This is a genomic window from Myxococcales bacterium (assembly GCA_016720545.1).
Lineage (GTDB): Bacteria > Myxococcota_A > Polyangia > Polyangiales > Polyangiaceae > JAAFHV01.
The window spans coordinates 74,086-89,988 of record JADKKK010000014.1 but is presented as its reverse complement, the minus strand read 5'-3'; the positions used below and the strand labels follow the sequence as shown (position 1 = coordinate 89,988).

At 70.7% G+C, this 15,903-nt stretch carries 12 protein-coding genes; 6 read left to right on the top strand and 6 right to left on the bottom strand.

The genetic code is table 11. The features are described from left to right. Positions 1 to 12: 12 nt before the first annotated feature. Together IPQ09_22725 and IPQ09_22720 are read left to right on the top strand one after the other, a co-directional pair. Positions 13 to 1,128: a hypothetical protein gene (locus IPQ09_22725; GenBank protein ID MBL0196989.1), complete on the top strand. Its 1,116-nt coding sequence runs from the start codon at positions 13 to 15 to the stop codon at positions 1,126 to 1,128. 230 nt (positions 1,129 to 1,358) lie between these two features. Further along, the gene (locus IPQ09_22720) at positions 1,359 to 2,618 is read left to right on the top strand and encodes a glycosyltransferase (protein MBL0196988.1); all 1,260 of its coding nucleotides are present in this window, start codon (positions 1,359 to 1,361) and stop codon (positions 2,616 to 2,618) included. A gap of 19 nt (positions 2,619 to 2,637) precedes the next feature. On the opposite strand, the gene IPQ09_22715 is transcribed toward IPQ09_22720, so the two are convergent. Continuing rightward, positions 2,638 to 4,191, bottom strand: a complete 1,554-nt coding sequence (locus tag IPQ09_22715; GenBank protein ID MBL0196987.1) for a polysaccharide deacetylase family protein — start codon at positions 4,189 to 4,191, stop codon at positions 2,638 to 2,640. Between the two features lie 127 nt (positions 4,192 to 4,318). Next, positions 4,319 to 6,088 carry a sulfatase gene (locus tag IPQ09_22710; GenBank protein MBL0196986.1) on the bottom strand — a complete coding sequence of 590 codons (1,770 nt, stop codon included), beginning with the start codon at positions 6,086 to 6,088 and terminating at the stop codon, positions 4,319 to 4,321. Between the two features lie 161 nt (positions 6,089 to 6,249). Between IPQ09_22710 and IPQ09_22705 the strand changes: the two genes are divergently transcribed. Both IPQ09_22705 and IPQ09_22700 read left to right on the top strand, forming a co-directional pair. Then, positions 6,250 to 8,082: a hypothetical protein gene (locus IPQ09_22705; protein MBL0196985.1), complete on the top strand. Its 1,833-nt coding sequence runs from the start codon at positions 6,250 to 6,252 to the stop codon at positions 8,080 to 8,082. Between the two features lie 103 nt (positions 8,083 to 8,185). Then, entirely contained in the window at positions 8,186 to 9,541 is a 1,356-nt protein-coding gene (locus IPQ09_22700) for an AgmX/PglI C-terminal domain-containing protein (protein ID MBL0196984.1), read from the top strand. A gap of 56 nt (positions 9,542 to 9,597) precedes the next feature. Here IPQ09_22700 and IPQ09_22695 read toward each other — a convergent pair whose 3' ends face one another. Beyond that, positions 9,598 to 9,747, bottom strand: coding sequence for a hypothetical protein (locus IPQ09_22695; GenBank protein ID MBL0196983.1), 150 nt, complete (start codon positions 9,745 to 9,747; stop codon positions 9,598 to 9,600). Between the two features lie 434 nt (positions 9,748 to 10,181). Between IPQ09_22695 and IPQ09_22690 the strand changes: the two genes are divergently transcribed. Next, on the top strand, positions 10,182 to 10,817 hold the full coding sequence (locus tag IPQ09_22690; protein MBL0196982.1) for a hypothetical protein: 636 nt from the start codon (positions 10,182 to 10,184) through the stop codon (positions 10,815 to 10,817). A 521-nt stretch (positions 10,818 to 11,338) separates the two neighbouring features. Next, positions 11,339 to 12,058 (top strand): hypothetical protein, encoded by a 720-nt coding sequence (locus IPQ09_22685; protein ID MBL0196981.1) that lies wholly within the window; start codon positions 11,339 to 11,341, stop codon positions 12,056 to 12,058. Between the two features lie 474 nt (positions 12,059 to 12,532). Here the strand turns inward: IPQ09_22685 and IPQ09_22680 are convergent, their stop codons facing one another. From IPQ09_22680 to IPQ09_22670, 3 genes are read right to left on the bottom strand one after another with little or no spacing between them, the layout of a single operon-like run. Beyond that, positions 12,533 to 13,873 carry a tetratricopeptide repeat protein gene (locus IPQ09_22680; protein MBL0196980.1) on the bottom strand — a complete coding sequence of 447 codons (1,341 nt, stop codon included), beginning with the start codon at positions 13,871 to 13,873 and terminating at the stop codon, positions 12,533 to 12,535. Next, entirely contained in the window at positions 13,834 to 15,117 is a 1,284-nt protein-coding gene (locus tag IPQ09_22675) for a serine/threonine protein kinase (GenBank protein ID MBL0196979.1), read from the bottom strand. Before IPQ09_22675 ends, IPQ09_22680 begins: the two co-directional genes overlap by 40 nt. Further along, a complete protein-coding gene (locus IPQ09_22670) occupies positions 15,050 to 15,841 on the bottom strand; it encodes a hypothetical protein (protein MBL0196978.1) in 792 nt (263 codons plus the stop codon). Before IPQ09_22670 ends, IPQ09_22675 begins: the two co-directional genes overlap by 68 nt. Positions 15,842 to 15,903 lie beyond the last annotated feature (62 nt).

The window sequence follows — 15,903 nt, the reverse complement described above, 5'->3', positions numbered from 1 at the left end:
ATCCCCGACCGGGTGACCGAGCACGACGCGAACGGCAACTACATCGGGCAGGGCAAGTGCCGTAACCCGCTGTTCTCCAAGAACCTGCCGAAGGCCGGCGGCGACGCCGACGCCCTCTGCAACCTCGAGAAGGGGCCGCGCGCGCCCGACCTCGTGTTCTTCGCGGTCGTCGGCGGTGTCCCGCAGGACCTCATCCACTTCGACGCGAGCAACGTCGAGAAGAGCAAGGTCACCGAGGAAGACTGGGTCAAGATCATCGGTCGCGATCCCGACAAGTACAACCTCGAGGGCATGGACGCGCGCATGGACCAGTCGGTCAGCCGCGCAACGGCCGGCCCGCGCCGAGCGCGACGCCGGGCACGAACTTCGACGGCAGGAGCTGCGCGACTGGGACACGAAGGGCCAGACCTCCAGTACGCCTGCACCTTCCCCTCGCGGCCCCGTGCAGTGCGGCGCCACGAACAAGGAGACCTGCGACCCGACGGCACGAAGAACCCGCCGCTCTGCTCCGCCGCGACCACGCAGAGCCGCGCGAAGGCGTACCCCACGCAGCGTCAGTTCCGTGTCGTCCACGCGCTGAAGGACCAGGGCATCATCAGCTCGCTCTGCCCGCTCACCACGGGCGAGGGCGCGGCCGAGAAGCAGGAGGCCAAGGACGTCGACGGCAAGCCCAACCCGCGCTACGGCTACCGGCCCGCGGTCAAGTCGATCGTCGACCGCCTGAAGAACGCGCTCGCCAACCAGTGCCTCCCGCAGAAGCTCGCCCGCGACCAGAAGGGCCAGGTCTCCTGCCTGATCCTCGAGACCCTCCCCAACAAGGGCGACAAGTGCGCGGCGTACGGTCTGACGGATCCGGCTCCCGAGATCCTCGAGGAGTTCCGCGAGAGCCAGAAGGAGACATCGGACGAGGCGTCGCTCACCGTCTGCCAGGCCAACCAGATCGTGAAGAAGCCCGGCGAGACCTGCGCGCGCGACACCGCGGCGGGCTGGTGCTACGTCGAGAACACCGAGTCCAGCAAGGTCCTCGACGCATGCTACCAGGCCATCGTGTTCTCGGCCGCGGGCACCCCGCCGGTGGGCGCGCTCACCCACCTCCAATGCGTGGCCAGTGCGCCCGCCGGTGGCTGAGCGGTCACGCGCTTCTCTTGGTGCGACCTCCCGCGGCCCCGCAGCGGCGGTCTGGCGGGCCGGAGCGACCTCGCTTCCGAGCTTCGACCATCGGCGGCGAAGCGGCAGAACGGATGCGGGGGTAGCATGGGCTGCGCCGACCCCGTTGCTCGGGGTGGCCCAAGCTGGTATGTGCCGCCCAGCACCTCTCAAACGCCCCCGAGCCCGTGGGGCCTCATCCCTGGCGCTTCGTGAAACTCCTCTACGTGTCCTTCGACGGGGTGCTGCAACCCCTGGCCTTTTCGCAGGTCGTTCGGCCCATCGCGGCGCTCGCGAAGCGAGGGTTCGACTACCACCTGCTGAGCTGTGAGCGTCCGAAAGACCTCGCAGATCCGGAGAAGGTGCGGCACGTGCGCGAGGCCCTCGGCGACGTCCGGTGGACCTCCGTCGAAGTCGAGGTCGCGGGGTCGGGGCGGCGCGCTGCGGAGTCGCTCGGGCGCACGATCGCGACCGCGCACGCGATCGCGCACCGAGAGAACGTCGACCTCGTGCACGCGAGGGCGCATCAGGGGGCCTTGGTGTCGCGATCCGTGAAGGCCACGCTCGGCGTTCCGTACCTGTTCGACGTCCGCGGGACGTGGGTCGAGGAGCGCCGGGACTGGTTCGGCCGGCCTGCCGCCTACGCCGCGGGCAAGCTCGTCGAGCGGAGCCTCTTCGCTTCGGCTTCGGGCTTCGTCACGCTGACTCAGCTGCTGGCGAATGACCTCGAGGCCGAGTGCGGACGAGACGGTCGCCCCCTGCGGGTCATCACCACCTGCGCCGACTTCGACCGGTTCTCGCTCCGGCCCGCCGGGCCTCGCGCAGTGTCGGACGCGAACGGCCCCGGAGGCGACCTCAAGCGCCGGCTCGTGGACCGCGTCGTCATCGGCATCGTCGGCGCGCTAAACTCGTCTTACAACGTCGGCGCGACGATGGGCCTTGCGCGCCGCATCCTCGCGGCGAGCCCCCGGACCCACCTCCTCGTCCTCAGCCAACAGACGGACGCCTACGGCGAGCTGCTCACGCGCGAGGGGCTGCCGGCCGATCGCTGGAGCGTGACCGCGGCGCCTCACCACGAGATGGCGGACTGGCTCCGAAACATCGACTGGGGCTTTCTTCTTCTCCACGAGGTCGCGGCGAAGCGCGGCTCGATGCCCACCAAGCTCGCCGAGTTCTTCGCGTCGGGCGTGAGGCCGATGGCCTATGGCTGCAACTCCGAAATGATGTCTTGGGTCCGGCGGACCGGGTCGGGCCTTGCGCTCGATTCGCTCGACGACGACGCGCTCGACGACGCGGCGCGGCGAGTGGCCGCCCACGCGGAGCACGGCTCGAGCGCCGACGATCACGCCTCGCTCGCCCGGGCGAGAGAGATCGCGCGGCCACACTTCTCGAACGAGGCCGGGGTCAAGAGCTACGAAGAGCTTCTGCGCGCGATCGAGGCGAACGGCCGCTCGCGGCGCTCCCGAGGCTGACCCGCGAAGGAGCTCGGGACTACTCCGTCGTGGCGCTTCTGCGGCGGCGGCCAAGGGCGAAGGTGAACGCGAGCGCGAGGGCGGCTCCCGCGAAGGGCGAAGCGGGTGCGCGTCCGCCCGCGCTGCAGCCATCGCCAGGTGCCGCCTCGGGCTGGGGACCGTCGGCCCGAGGCATCGCGGCGTCCGCGGTTCCTTGGACTGCACCGTCCACAGTTCCGGGCGCGGCGTCGGCTCCGGGCGCGGCGTCGGCTCCGGGCGCGGCGTCGGCTCCGGGCGCGGCGTCGGCTCCGGGCGCGGCGTCGGCTCCGGGCGCGGCGTCGGCGTCTCCAGGATTCCCGGCGTCGGAGGTCCCGGGCCCGGAGTCGGTGCTCCCGTCGACCGCGCCCCCGTCGACCGCGGCGAGCACGCACGGGCCGGTGCCGTCGGAATAGGTCCCTGGTGGGCAGACGGTGCAGACCGTATCGGCCGCGGGTGTGCAGGCGGCCGTCGGCGCGGTGCCGGCCTCGCACGTGGAGCAGGCCGCACACCTGGTGTCGGCGGTGGCGCTGCAGGCGACCTGCGCGTACTCCGTGGCAGCGCAGACCGTACACGGCGAGCAGGAGCTCCCGACGAGGTACGCATCGGGTTTGCACGTGAGGCACTCGTCGGCTTGTGTGCCCGAGCAGGTCGCGCAGGTGGTGTCGCAGCCGAGCGCCGTCAGAATCTGTGGAATCTTGTCGACGCGCACGAACGTGTAACCGAGCGCTTTGAGCTTCGGCACCATGTCTTTGACCATATCCACGGTGGACCCCCGCGCCCAACGGTAGGGGTCGTGCATGAGCACGATGCCTTTCCCGAGGCTGTTGATCTCGGCGATGTACGCGTCGCTGCACTGCGCCGTGGTGGCGTAGCCGGTGCCGTTCGCGAGGGCGCCACTCGACGTATAGAGTTGCCCCTGCCAGCAGGCCCAGTCGGCGCCGGCGTTGGGATAGCTCCGCGCCGTCCCGCCGATGTCCCAGAAGATGGGGCCGATGTATTTGTTCATCGGAGTGAGCTTGAGCGCGTCGAAGTCTGCCTGGTTCCAGTAGCCGTAGGGCGCGCGGAAGAGGAACGTCCGCGGCGGCACGTACGGGCTGATGGAGTTGTCCGTCTGGAGCAGCTCCTCGTAGACGACCGTCGTCCCGTTAGGCTCGACTATCTGAAGGGTCAGGTCGCCGTGGGTCGTGGAGTGATTCGCGATGAGGTGACCGTCGGCCTGGAGCTGCGCCATGAGGGCCGCCGGATTGGCCACGATGTCGGCGTTGTTGTCGAGCGGCGGCAGGGGCGTCGCCAGGTGCCGGCCATTCATGAAGAACACCGCGGGGATGCCCTGGCTCTTCAGGTAGGTAGAGAGCTCGCGGGTGCGTGGGCCCGGGCCGTCGTCGAAGGTGAACGCGAGCTGCCCCGGGGCGAGAGAGGCGCCGCGGAGGAGCGCGTTGTTCGCGATGAGCGCATCGGAGCTCTCGCCGAGCGTGATCTCCTGGTCTTTCGATGTACAGCTCGCGAGGACGGCCAACGCCGCAAGGCCCGTCACCAAAGCTCTGCGAACGCTCATGGGACATGGTGGGTGGCGGCTGGCGCCCCGTCAACCACCAACTCCCGCGCCCCTCCCTCGGGAGTACGCCCGTTCAATAGCCCCGCCGCGCCCGTCTCCGCGGGCCAAGCGCGCGCCGCCGCGTGCGCTACTTCGCCTCGAGCGCCTTGAGCTTGGCGGCGAGGTCGGCGGTGGTCGTGTCGACGAGGTCCTTCGTGTGGCCGGTCCGCGCGAGGTTGGCCGGGGAGAGCCTTAGGAGGTTGTCGACCTCGAACGGATCCTTCTCGAGATCGTAGAGCTCGCGCTCGGGGCTGCCGTCGTGCACGCGGAGCTTGGTGCGCGCGTTGTCGGCGTAGTGCTCGACGTATTTCCACTTCTTGGTGCGCACCGCGGCGTGGGTGTCGGGGCGGCCGGCGATGCCCGGGCCCCAGCACTCGGAGAGCACCTCGGTGCGTGGCCAGGGCCCCTTGGCGGTCCCGTCCACGAGCCCCGCGAAGCTCATGCCGTCGACCTTCTCGGGCACGCTCGCGCCGGACCAAGCGGCGAACGTCGGCGCGAGGTCCACGTTCATCGTGAAGTCGTCGACCGTGCGGGGCCCGCCCGCCGCGCGCGGGTCCATGACCACGAGCGGCACGCGGATGCACTCTTCGTACGCGCAGTTCTTGTGGGTGTGCCAGTGCTCGCCCCAGGCGAAGCCGTTGTCGCCCGTGTAGACGATGATCGTCTCGTCGGCGACGCCGAGCTCCCCGAGCACCTTGAGGATGTCCTCGATCGCGTCCTCGGTGGCGAGCACGCTGGCGAGCTGCATGTGCCGCACGCGGTCGAGGCGGTCCTCGGCGGTGCGCTTCGCCTTGGTCTCCTGGATCCACTGCGGCTTGTCGGTCATGTCGGCCTCGAGGTAGCTCGGGGGGCGACCCTTCCAGTCGAAGAGAGCGCAGCTCGAGAGGCGGTCGAGCGCCTCCTTCGAGAAGGTCGGCTCGTCGGGATCGGGCTGGTACCGCGCCGGAGACAAGAAGGGACCGTGAGGGGCCTTCGGGGCGAAGTGGGCAATCCACGGCTTCCCCTCCTGGGACACCTTGCGAATGAACCCGATCACCTGATCGCGGAGCACGTCGGTGGAGTAGTTCTCCTTGCCGTTGCGGACGACCTCGTCGGCGACGCCCTTGCACTTGCGCTCCTTCTTCTTGCCCTTCTTCTTCCCTTTGGCGTTCTCCTCGCCGTCGCTCTTCTCGGCCGCGGCGCCCTTGCCCTTCTTCTTCCCCTTGCGATCGCCGTCGTCCTCCGCCTCGTTCGAGAGGTAGCAGCGGCGCGTCGCCTTGGCCTCGCCGAGGCCGCGCTCCAGCAGGTCGAAGTCGAAATATTCGGCGTGCGAGAAGGCGCGCCACTCGTCCCAGTGGGGCGGGACGTGCGTTGGCTCGGTCTCGAGGATCTTGTCGTACGCGTTCAGGTACTTGCCGAAGTACCCCGTGCGATACCCCTTCTGCTGGAGCCACCCGGCGAAGGTCTTCGACTCGTTGCCATTCTTCCGGAAGTCGATGGCCCCCGGCGACTTGCTGCCGTCCTCGTCCTCGATGTCTCCGTTCGAGAGCACCCCGTGGTTGTGGGCGTATTTGCCAGTCAGGACGGATGAGCGCCCTGGGCAGCAGAGCGGCGTCGAGGCGAAGTTGTTCTTGAACGTCGTGCCGCGCGCGAGCAGCTTGCCGAGCTTCGGCATGCACGAGAGCGTGTCGGCGCGCTGGTCGTCGGCCAGCACGAAGAGGATGTTCGGGCGGGCCTTGCCGTCGGGCCGCCCTTTGCCGGTCACCGCGACCGCGCCGCTGCCGCTCGGAGCGGCAGTGGCGACCGCGCTAGGCCCCGGCGCCTCGCTCTTGCCGCCCTTGCCGCCTTTTCCACCCGACCTTGTCGGCGCCGGTGCCATTGCACGAGAAGACACCCGCGGCGAGAAGCAGCCCCAACGAAATCCAACGCCCCATGGGTCGACGCTACACGAAGGAGGCCTGGTGGAGCACCGAAGAGCCGCGCGGGTCGGCCCTCCGACCGTGCTGGATGTGGCGAGCCCAGGTGTGTCACCCTCGCTTCATGGGTGGATCGGTCTATTTCATCCCGCTCGCGCGCGGCCCCGCGGACGGGCCGACCCGGGAGGCGCTGCTCGAGACGACCTGGGGCGTGCTCGCGCGGCGCATCGACTCCCTCGCCAAGAAGAAGGGCCTCCGCGACATCACCGGCGCGTACCTGGCGATGGAGTCCTCGGACGGCATCCGCGACGGGAGCTGGTTCGCGGACGAGGGGAACATCACCCTCTCGTTCGGTGACGCGGCCGGGCTCTGCGTCGGGGAGGCCGACGCCTCGTACCACTGGGCCGAGCTCGTCACCCTCGAGATGTGGGACGTCCTCGCCGAGCGCATCCGCCCGTACGGCGCCGAGCTCGGCCCCAAACCGCGAACGCTCGAGGACGCGCTCGCGAAGAACCCCGACCCGATCTTCTACTTCGGGACCAAGCTCGCGGTGACCACCCAAAACCCCACGGCGGGCGACGACCACGAGTTTCGGGTGTTCGACTCGGTATACCCTCTCTCGAAGGTCCCGGCCGCCGACCGCGAGCGCGTGCGGGGGCTCATCCGCGAGGGTCGGTGCGCGTGCGATCTTTGCCAGTCGCTCCGCCAAAAACTCGGGCTGCCGCTCGCCCCCGAGGCCGCGCGCCCGCCGAAGCGCGCGAAGCCCAAGGCGGCCGCGGCCCAAGAAGGGACCCGAGCCGCCGCGCCCGCGCGCGCCGCGCCGGCGTTCGACCTCGCGAGCGCTCCCGTGCGGACGGCGCTCGAGGGCAAGGCGCTGCTCGCTTCTCCCGGCGAGGTCGTGATCCTCGACCTCGCCGAGCGGTGGTTCGCGGGCAAGAAGGTCTCGCCGACGCTCCGGCGCGCGCTCCCGTCGATGCCTATCCGCGCGCTCGGGCTGTACCACCAGCGAATGCGCGATCTCTGGCCGGAGGTGTACGAGCTCGCCGACCTCGAGATCCTTTCGCTCTACGACACGAGCCTCCCTCGAGGTCTGCCCGCCGACATCGGGCGACTCGGGAAGCTCCACGCGATCGATCTCGGCTGGAATTCGTCTTCGGCGACGTGGGATCCGGCGCTGTTCCGCATTCCCTCGCTCGAGGGGGTGCTCGGTGTCGGCGGCGACGATCCGCCCCCCGACCTGCTCGCGCGGCCGCTCTCGTTCCTCGACATGGGAGCGTGGCGGCGCCCGGGACCGAAGGCGGCGCGCGAGCTGCGGCTCGAGGCCGCGATCTACCCCGACGGGTTCCTCACGTCGGAGGACGTGGCGCGGATGCCGCTCCGCTTCTTGTGGACGACGAAGGCTGCGCTCCCCGAGGGGAACCCGCTGGAGACGCTCGCCCTCGACGGCGACGAGCCGCCTCGGTGGATCGCCGGGCTCCCCGCGCTGCGGCACCTGCACCTCTCGGTGAAGCGCCTCCCGGACTGGCTCCCCGAGCTGTCCGGGCTCGAGACGCTGGTGGTCCACATGCACGGCGCGACCGAAGGCGCCCTCCGCCCGCTCGAGCGGATGTCCTCGCTCCGCCGGCTCGGGCTCTTCGCCCACCAGGCCGCGTCGCTCCCGCTCGACCTCTCGGGCCTCGAGCGCCTCGAGCTCCTCGCGATCAGCGACGGCCCGAAGCGCTGGGCCGACATGCCACGAGGGATCGCGACGCTGCCCGCGCTTCGGCGCTTCTTCACGTCGATGCTTGGCGCGGGCGAAGACGCGAAGGCCAAACGCGCCGTCGCCGCCACCGTGATCGACGGCAACGTGATCCGCCTCTGGAACCCGTTCGACCTCTACGGCGCGCTCTCCCCACCGGGCTCGGCGGCGCGCCTCCTCGCGCGCTTCCGCAACGAGCACTGGCTCGACGACCTCTGAGGTCGAGGCGGCTCGAACCCGAGCGCTGACACCATGAAGAGCGCCTGCCGAGCAGAGTGGATAGCTGGCTAAGCTAGCGTTGTACGCACAAGGAGAGGTCACCATGAGAGCGAGTCTTCTTCCCGTCGTGGTCCTCGCGCTCGTCGCGGCGGGCTGCAAGGATCCCCCAGCCCTCTCCGCCCCTTCCCCCGCCACGAGCACGCCCACCACGACCGCGCCGGTGACCGACGCGTCGCCCGCTGCGGACGGGGCGTCTACCGCCGCTCAGGCGCTCCCCGGGACCGCGCTCGCGGGGACCGTGGTCGACGGCGCTGGCCAGCCCATCGCGGGCGCGGCGATCGAGATCCAGCCGGTGGGCATGGTCTCGCCGCCCGCCACCACGACAGACGCCGCGGGGCACTTCGCGTCGCGGCTCTCCGTCGGCTCCTGGCGGATCAAGGTCTCGAAGAAGGGCCGCTCCGAGACGTGGGTCACCCAGGAGATCGCGGAGGGTCAGTCGGCGGTGGCGCTGACCATCACCGTCCCGGAGGCCGCGTCCCTCGTGGTCGACACAGACTGCAAGGCCTGCGTCGGCGCGTTCGTGAACGTGTCGGTGGGCAATCACGGCTTCAGCTCGACTCTTCGAGACAACGGCGCCGCGACCTTCACTGGGCTCCCCGTCGGCGACGCGGTCGTGACCCTCCACCACGACAAGGACCCGCGGCGGCCCATGCACTCGGAGGCCCCCGTGAAGCTCACGCCGGGCGCCGAGTCGCGCGCCACGCTGAAGGTCACGGCGCTCGCCGCGAGCGCAAACGTGACGGGCGTGCTCGTGGAGCGGGATGGCAAGTGCGCGACCACGGCGGGAGGCGGGCAGCTCGTCGTCGACGTCATGTTCAAGGGGTTTCAGCGCCGCGTGGTCGCCGCCGCGAATGGCACGTTCACCGTGCCGAACGTGCTACCAGGCGAGTGCACGCTCAGCGGGCTGCGCATCGACCCGACCAACGCGATGAGCGGGGCGAACGGAGGGCGGACCCAGACCACCGTCGTGGCGCCCGCGACGCGCGTTGGGGTCAAGGTGAACGACTTCTTCCACGCCTCCGACGGCCCGCCCGTCGGCGCTCGCGACTGCCCCGGCGAGTACCGGGCGAAGGGCGCCGTGCGCGCGGGCGCCGCCTTGACGAAAGGTGGTCTGTCCCCCGAGGTCATCCGGCGCGTCGTGCACCCAAACTTGGGGCGCCTGCGCTCCTGCTACGAGCTCGGCCTCCGCGCGAACCCGAAGCTCGAGGGGCGGGTCGTCGTGAAGTTCGTCATCGACCCGAGCGGGGCGGTCTCGAGCGCGCAAGAAGGCAACTCGGATCTGCAAGACGCGGGCGTCGTCGTGTGCGTCTTGGGCGCCTTTCGAAGCATGAAGTTCCCACGGCCGGAGAGCGGGAGCGTGACAGTCACCTACCCTGTCATGTTCAGTCCGGGAGAGTGAGGACGCGTCGCGCCGGATCGCCTTGACTACCTCCCGGCCGCCCGCGACGTGGGCGGTCAGGGGCCGAGCACCTCGTCCAGCGAGGCGGCGGTGAGGACGCGCTCCGCCCAGGTGTCGAGGGTCGGCACGTCGGCGGCCTCTACGCGCAGAATGGCCCCCTCGGAGAGCGGACCGAAGCGGAGCGTGAGCAGCTTCTGCAAGAGCACACGGCGCCCGTGCAGCTCGCCGCGAGCTTCGCCGCGAGCTTCGCCGCGAGCATCAGGATCTCACCGGCGGTCATGAGGGTCTCCTTCACACGTTCCTCCTTGAGCACACCGACGAGCTGTTGGACCACAGCCTCTGGCCTGCGGGCGCTCACCCGAGGTTCGTTGGACCAGGCGCCCAGACGGCCGGGCGGGGAGAGGCGCGGCGCGCGGGCCCCCCCCCGATCGGAGCACGAACCCCCCACAGGGCGGTGCCCCCCCCCCCGCCGGGTTCCCTGGGGAAGACGTTGCCGTAGAGCGGAAGCGTCTCGTCGTCGAGACCCAGGCCCCGGCGCCGAGGGGGCCGGCGGCCCCCCGGCGGCGGGCCACCCGCATGATGCAGACCGCGTGGGAGAGACTCCCGCGCTCGCCGCCTGGTCTTCGTGTAGCCTCCATGGATGAACAAGGTCCACTTCGCCCTCGCGGTCCCTCTTTGTCTCTGCGTTCTCGGGTTGGCGGCCGCGTGCAGCAGCACCCCCGCGACGACGGACGGTGGCGCCGTTGCCCCCTCGGACGCGAGCAGCGACACGAGCCCGCAGCCTGCCTTGGACGGCGGCGCCGACACGGCGGCCCCCGTCGCCGAGGCGGGGAACGACAGCGGGGGGTGTCCTGCGTATACCGGGGCGCTCCCGGGCGACGCTGGAGCGCAGTGTCACGACCTCGTGACCAACGCGCCTTCGGTGACGGTCATCGACGATCCCGGCACGCTCCCGGTCGGCACGGGCGGACCGGTCGGCGAAGGGCTCTACTACTTGACCGAGGCGCGGATCTTTCCAGGCTCGCCGGTCCCGAGCGGCACGAAGCTCAAGTACGCGGTGCTCCTTGCGGGCGAGTTGAGCTACGTCGTGGACGACAACGGAGCCCAGACGGTGCGCCGCGTGACGAAGAAGAACCCCGACGGCGGCGCAGGCATCATTCTGTGCGAGACGAAGGTCGACAACAATCGCGGCGCCGGCACCCAGACGTCTACATGCGGCGCGTTCACGAGCTACGACAGCGTCTCGCTCTTTTCGGCGAAGTTCGTCAAGCAGTGAGCGCCCGCTTCGTTTAGGAGTGTGTCGGGAAAAGACCAACGCCACCCGACCGCGACCCCGACCCCCGACGACCCCGAGCCCGAGCCCGAGCCCGAGCCCCGAAGCGAGACACCCGAGGAGTCTACGGGCTCCGCGGCTTCCCTCACGCGCGGGGAGACCGCGGTGCTAAGGAGCCAGGGGTGCCGCTGGCTCCGCGCGCGGACCCCGAGCCTCATGAAGCTCGGGGTCGCGTGGGCGGGCGGGGCTCGGAGGCCCGGCGGGCGCCGCTGGCCAGGCGCGCGTCGTCCGCTGCGTGCCACCGCCCGCGATCAGACCGGGGAATTGCCGGGCTGCAGCCGTGTTGCGGCGCTCGAGCCAGAGCCAGGTCGCGCGCACTTCGGCGTGGCACTCCTCGAGCCGCGCGAAGATGGCCCGGGGGGGGCTAGGGGGGTGTACGGGTGGGGCGCTCCTTCGTCATGCGCGTCCCGTGCGCGAGTGAGGAGCCCGTTGCCGCTCCCCCGCGACCCGTGGGATCGTAGACCATGCCCTTCCGTCGCGCCGCGTGCGCCTCCGTGCTCGTCGCCCTCGCGTGCGTCCTCCCCCTCCTCACCGGGTGCGATCGCCTGCGCAAGACCAAGGGCGACGCGGGCGCCGACGGCGGCGGCGGCTCCGCGGCGTCGAGCCACTCGTGCCCTTGCGCGGTCGACGGCCAGTGCACGGCCAAGGTCGTCGATCTGTCGACGGTGATCGATCCGGGCGACGCGAAGCACGGGCCCGTGATCGACAAGAAGACCTCCGTGGTGTGCATCGCCACGAGCGACGCCGACTGCCGCAAGTCCACGAACTGCAAGGAGCAAGGCGCCTGCGCCGTCGAGAACGAGCGCTGCGTCCCCAAGTCGGTGGAGGACTGCCGCGCCTCCAGCGCCTGCAAAGCGCGCGGGAACTGCTCGCTCTCGGTCACGTGCGCGGTGGTGAGCGAGGCCGACTGCAAGCTCGCCGACGTGTGCACGAAGCAGGGACACTGCACCTTTCAGTCGATGGGGCCGGGGTGGGGGACCTGCGCGGCCGGCTCGGCCGCCGACTGCAAGCGCGCGCCGCTCTGCAAGACCGAGGGGCTCTGCTCCGTGGTGAGCCCGAGCTCCGGAGGGAAGATCTGCGGCGCCACCAACGCGGACTGCAAGGCCTCGCCGGTCTGCAAGAGCGAGGGGCGCTGCAAGGCCGACACGACCGGCTTCCACGGGTACCGCTGCATCAAGGGTTGAGCGCGAGCCGGCCGCAGCGCCTCGGTTGACGTCGACGGTCGCCTGGGGCCTACATCGCGGGGGGGACGAGATCGTGAACGATGTACGGTATCGTGCCCGTACAGGAAGGGAGGCGACGATGGCAGTTGAACGTCCAGCCGCTGACCCGGTTCAAGTGGACGGGGTTGCCCTCGCGCCGGTGCTCAACTTGCGTCCATCTTCGGGATGGTCATCGTCAACATCTTGCCCTCGACCGACGAGTCTACCCATGAACGCACCTCCGACGATCCCGGTGCACGCCGACTTGATCGCGGCTCTTCGCGGCGGGCGACGCGGCTCGCGTAGTGCCCCACGGCCGTCGAGGCGCGCCACGCGGCGCTCATGTGCGCCTCGAGGAGTTGCCCGCCGGTGCGCTTCTACACGCCCGAGGGCCATCGGCGGGGCGGGGGTCAGGGCACGAAACGTCAACGCGCGGTCGCCTTCCGACACGCCGTCTCAGCGGCGACGGGCCCGAGTCAGCGAGGGAAGCGGCGTCTTCCAGAGCTCGGAACGGAGGACCTGCCAGTCCTTGAAGGAGTCGTTGAAGGTCATGTCGTCCTTGCAGGCGGAGAGCGAGTAGCGCGCCATCGTGTCGTCGGCCTCACGCATCGCCGCCGCGCGGTCCACGCCGGTGAGCGTCGCGTAGACGTACACGCGGGCCGCCGCGTCGAGCGCCGCCGTGGGGCACTCCGACGGGTCGATCCGGGCCGCCCTAAGGGTCACGGCGTCGGCGCGGGCCCGCGCCAGGCGCGCTCGGTAGAGGGGCACGAAGGACGCGAGGTCCTTCGCGAACCCCGCTCCGTCCCAGCCCATGATGCCTTGGACGCTGACGCCCTTCCCGTAGGTCGGACAGCTGACGCGGGGGCACTGCACGATCGTCAGGCCCACGATGTGCGCAGGGATCTCGGGCACGCCGTCGCCGTCTTCATCCACGCCGCGCGTCGGCCAGCCGGGAGCCGGGCTGGACTCGCGCCACGTGTCGCCCACGAGCTCAATCGTGCGTTCGCTGGCCGTCTGGGGCATCGCCGCGGCGCCCTCGATGACCACGAATCGGCGACCGTCACCCGCGAGATTCCACATCTCGTGTTCGCCCGACTTCTTCTGCTCGAGCGTCGTAGCCTCCAACGACACCACTGGGCCCGCGCCCACGAACTCCATCCGCGCCTGAGGCAGCGCGCCTCCCGGCGTCTTCGAATACTGGACGATCGCGGCGGAGTGTCCCGGTACCGCGCTCATGCCCTCGTACTTCCAGCCTTTACTCACCGCGGCGGCGCGCGCTGCGGCGACGGCGACGCTCAGGTCCTTGTTCCCGGGAACGCGGCCAACCGCGCTACCCAGCGCGGCTAGGGCCTCCTGGACGTCCTTGTGGGTGCGGAGCCTGAGCGACTCCGTGTAGAGGTTGCGCGCCTCGTCGACGTCGCCAGCGTGGGCTGCGATGAGCCCTTGGTTGTAGAGCAGGCTCGCGCGGGGGTTCGGGGAAGCCGGATTGAGCTTCATCGCCTCGTCGCACTCGGCCTTCGCCCAGCCCCACTTCCCGGCCTTAAGGCTCGCAAAACACCGGTTACCCCAGCCCGAGCCAGCGCGGGTGTCGACGAAGCCGAGGTCGGCCGGCGCGAGCACCGGCCGCTTCGAGTCGGTCCCGTCGGTGGCGCTCTGCTCGGCTTCGGGAGCGGGAGGAGCGGGGTCGACGACGGCGGCCGAGCCGTCCACGGCGAGAGCCGCGCTCGCCGCCGGCGAGGGCGCGCGCAATGCGAAGATCACCACGAGCGCGACGGTCGCCGCGAGCAGCAGCAGCACCGCGATGAGCGCGCCCGTGGACGCGGACAGCGGGCCACCTCCGGGCGGTCCCGACCCACTGGCGGGGGCCGGGGGATGTGCGCTGGCGGCGGCGGCGGCCCAGGCGGAGAGGCGAACGAGGCGCGCTCACCCGTCCGCGCCGGCTCGGTGCGAACGAGGTTGTCGAGCGGGCGCGCCGGAGGCGCGGCCAGCGTCGGATCGCGGAGCGTCGGCGGCACCGGCGCCCCCAGCGAGGGCGGCGCGGCCAGCGAGAGGGGCGGCGCGGTCTCGATCGCGGTGCGGGCGACGCGTGGCGGGTCGCGGAGCGTGTTCGGGCCGGCGTGCGACGCGGCAGCGAGGTCGGCCCAGAGCTCGCGCAGGGTGCGGTACCGGTTGCGCGGGTCGACGGCGAGCGCACGGGTCAGCACACGCTCAAGCTCGTCGGAGGTGCCGGCGCCGAGCGCGCGCAGCGTGGGGCGCCGCTCCGGGTCGACCGCCTGCGCCCAGAGGCGCTGAGGGTCGTCGCCCTCCAGGGCGCGCCTCCCCGCGACAACCGTCACGAAGACGAGCGCGTAGGCGAACACATCGGTCCAAGGGCCCGTCGCGCCGTAGCTCGGATCGAACTGCTCCGGGGCGCCGTAGGCCGAGGTGAAGACCTTGGGCCCCACCGCGGTCGTCTCGACGCCGGCGGCGATGCGCGCAACGGTCATGGTCTTCGCCACGCCGAAATCGACGAGCTTGCACGTGCTCAGTCCTCGAGAGGTGGTGAGCAGAATGTTGCCCGGCTTCACGTCGCGGTGCGCGATCCCCTGGTCGTGCGCCACACCGAGCGCCTGAGCGACGGGTTCGAGCAGCGCGAGCGCCTCCGCGATCGAGCGACCGCCGAGCCCGGACGCTGCGCGCTCGGCGAGGTCTTCCTGGAGGCTCCGCCCGGGCACCCATTCGAGGACGAGGTACGGCGTCCACTGGCCGGAGGGCGAGAGCGCACCGCCGATGTCGATGGGGCGCACGATGGATGGAGACTCTTGGGAGAGACGAGACATGATGCGACCCTCGGCGCGAAAGCTCTCGAGGAACGCCTCCCGACGACTCGCGGGGAACGACTCGAGATTGAGACACTTGATGGCGACGGGGTGGTCGAAGCCCAGGTGATGGCCGACATACACGACGCCGCAGCCGCCCTCGGCGACGAGGGCGTCAATTCGGTATTTTCCCTCGATCGTTGCGCCCACCCAGCGGAACGGGTCCGCGTCGATCGTCGTCATGCTCTGCAAAGTGTCCCCCGACGGCAGCGTAACCTGGGACGCGCGCCACGACCACGGCGGATCGCCGCCGGCTCAGCCTTGGTCGGCTCAGTCTTGGTCGCAGGAGCGATAGCTGGCGGTCACGTAGGGGTGTTGGTCTCGGCCCCAGGGCACGCTCGGGGGGGCGGTGGGCGCGGGCCGCCCCTGCGTCAGGTTGCGGCGGACGGAGATCTCGCGCTCGTCGATGCCTTGAACGAACAGCGCGAGGCTGGTCCACCTCGAAGTCGTCGAGATCGCCACACTGGCGCATGCCCGCCACGAGGCAGATCTCGCTCGGCCCCGCCGGAAGCGATACGGCGTGAATGGGCGACGCGCTCGTGGCGTTGGGGGTGACGCCGGCGTGGTCGCGCTCGAGGGTCATCGGCAGGCTGATTCCGCGCCCGTTGATCGTCACCATGTCTCCCAGCGACTCGCTCTGTCGCACGTTCGACACTTGCAAGTACGCCTGCGCTGCGCGCGGCAGGTTGACCAGCGAGCAGATGCGCCCGGCCTCGGCTGTGCCGTTCGGGAAGCTCTGGCCGCCTGCCCGGTTGTCTCCGAGGTGCACGGGCGCATCGAGCAGCAGGACCGACTGACCCGAGGGGAAGAGCGCGAACGGGGCGGGCGCGCTGCCACACGCGGAGACGAGCGCGGCGAGCGAGACGAGGGTGGCGGCGAGCAGGGAACGGACGGGCGAGCTCATCATGGGACTCCTGGGGTTGCGGTAGAGAGCCCTTGAGCAAGGGAGGTGCCAGCGGAAACTACAGG